Source organism: Streptomyces sp. NPDC057654, from assembly GCF_042800135.1.
Taxonomy (GTDB): Bacteria; Actinomycetota; Actinomycetes; order Streptomycetales; family Streptomycetaceae; genus Streptomyces.
Genome location: NZ_JBHVHQ010001199.1, coordinates 1 through 1,992, shown reverse-complemented (window position 1 = coordinate 1,992; position 1,992 = coordinate 1). Strand labels below are relative to the sequence as shown.

Sequence of the window (1,992 nt, the reverse complement as noted above, 5' to 3'; positions counted from 1 at the left end):
TCTGGGACGACCTCGTTCAGCCGGCGGGCGCCCTGCGAGCCGCCGGAGACCAGCAGCGTCGGCAGGTTGGGGTCGAGACCGAAGGCGGCGCGCGCCTCGGGCCGGACCGCGCCGCGGTCGAGGGTGGCGATGGAGCGGCGCAGCGGGATGCCGATGTAGCGGGCGCCGCGCAGCTTGCTGTCGGGCGTGGAGACCGCGACGGACGCCGCGTACCGGGAGCCGATCTTGTTGGCGAGGCCGGGGCGCGCGTTGGCCTCGTGGACGATGATCGGCACGCCGCGCCGCTTGGCGGCCAGATAGCCGGGCAGCGCCACATAGCCGCCGAACCCGACCACGCAGTCGGCCTTGGTCCGCTCCAGGATCTGCTCGGCCGCCTTGATGGTGCCGCGCAGCCGCCCGGGGACGGTGATCAGCTCGGGGGTCGGCTTGCGGGGCAGCGGCACGGCGGGGATCAGCCCCAGCTCGTAGCCCCGCTCCGGCACGAGCCGGGTCTCCAGGCCCTTCTCCGTGCCGAGCGCCGTGATCCCCACGGTCGGGTCCTGCCTCCGCAGGGCGTCCGCGAGGGCGAGCGCGGGCTCGATGTGGCCGGCGGTCCCCCCACCGGCGAGTACGACATGCACCGAAATTCACCGCTCTCCGGACGGTCGCTTCTTGACGCGCCGTCTCATCGTCTTCATCGCCCCAGCCCGCTTCTTGCTGAAGACAGGCTGCCGCATGGCCAACGCCGCTCGCGCACCGGGCTGCTCGCGCGCGAAGGCGATCAGCAGTCCGACGGCGAACATGGTCGGCAGCAGGGCGGACCCTCCGTAGGAGAACAGCGGGAGCGGGACCCCGGCGATCGGCAGCAGACCGAGCACCGCACCGATGTTGACCATGAACTGCGCCATGATCCAGGTGGTCACGCCTCCCGCGGCATACCTCACGAAGGGGTCCTCCGTGCGTCCGGCCACGCGGATACCCGCATAGCCTAGAGCCGCGAAGAGGGCGAGTACCGACAGCGTCCCCGCCAGCCCCAGTTCCTCGCCGGTGATGGCGAAGATGAAGTCCGTGTGCGGCTCGGGGAGTTCACCCCATTTTTCCACACTCGCACCGAGTCCGGAACCGAACCATCCGCCGTTGGCCAGCGCGTAGATCCCGTGCACGGCCTGCCAGCACTGGTCGTGCGGGCCGGGATCGGTCGCGCCGATGCAGGCGAGCCGGCCCATCCGGTTGGCGCTCGTCTTGATGGCGAGCAGCGCGAGGGCGCCCGCGACGCCGAGGACGCCCGCGAAGAGCCGGGTGGGGGCGCCCGCCAGCCAGAGCATCCCGAAGAGCACGGCGGTCAGGATGATGGAGGTGCCCATGTCGCCGCCGAGCATGATCAGGCCGAGCAGCAGGAACGCCACCGGCACCAGCGGCACCAGCAGGTGCTTCCACTGGGTGAGCAGCTTCTTGTCCTGCTTGCGGGCCAGCAGGTCGGCGCCCCACAGGACGAAGGCGAGCTTGGCGAACTCGCTGGGCTGGAGCTGGAACGGTCCGCCGAGCGAGAGCCAGTTGGTGTTGCCGTTGATCGTCTGGCCGATCCCGGGCACCTGCACCAGGCAGAGCAGGAAGACGGTGACGGCCAGCAGCGGGTAGGCGAAGGCGCGGTGCAGTTTCAGCCGCGCGCGGCAGGCCACCACCATCAGCACCCCGCCGAGCACGGCCGCGATCAGCTGCTTGCGGAAGAAATAGGTGGGGGCCTGGCCGTACTGGAGCGCCTTGATCTGGGAGGCCGAGTAGACCATCACCAGGCCGAGCACGATGATCAGCAGGCTGCCGCCGAGCACGAGGTAATAGGCGGTCAGCGGCCGGTCCCAGGCCCGCCGGAACCGCGTGGGCAGCGCCCGCAGGCCGCCTGCCGCGCTCCGGCGCGGGGGGCGCGGGCCCCCGGCGGCCGGGGTCCGGCGCCCCGCGCCGGCGGCTCTCGCGGTACGGAGTGTGGCCCCGCCGCGCGCCGCCCCCCGGGGCGCC

General features: G+C 72.2%; 2 protein-coding genes. Both read right to left on the bottom strand.

Features of this window, described 5'->3' with window-relative positions:
* On the bottom strand, positions 1-620 hold a 620-nt coding region (locus ACFU99_RS41980; protein WP_384403607.1), incomplete at its 3' end, for a glycosyltransferase.
* A 6-nt stretch (positions 621-626) separates the two neighbouring features.
* On the bottom strand, positions 627-1,992 hold a 1,366-nt coding region (ftsW, locus tag ACFU99_RS41975), incomplete at its 5' end, for a putative lipid II flippase FtsW (RefSeq protein WP_384403604.1).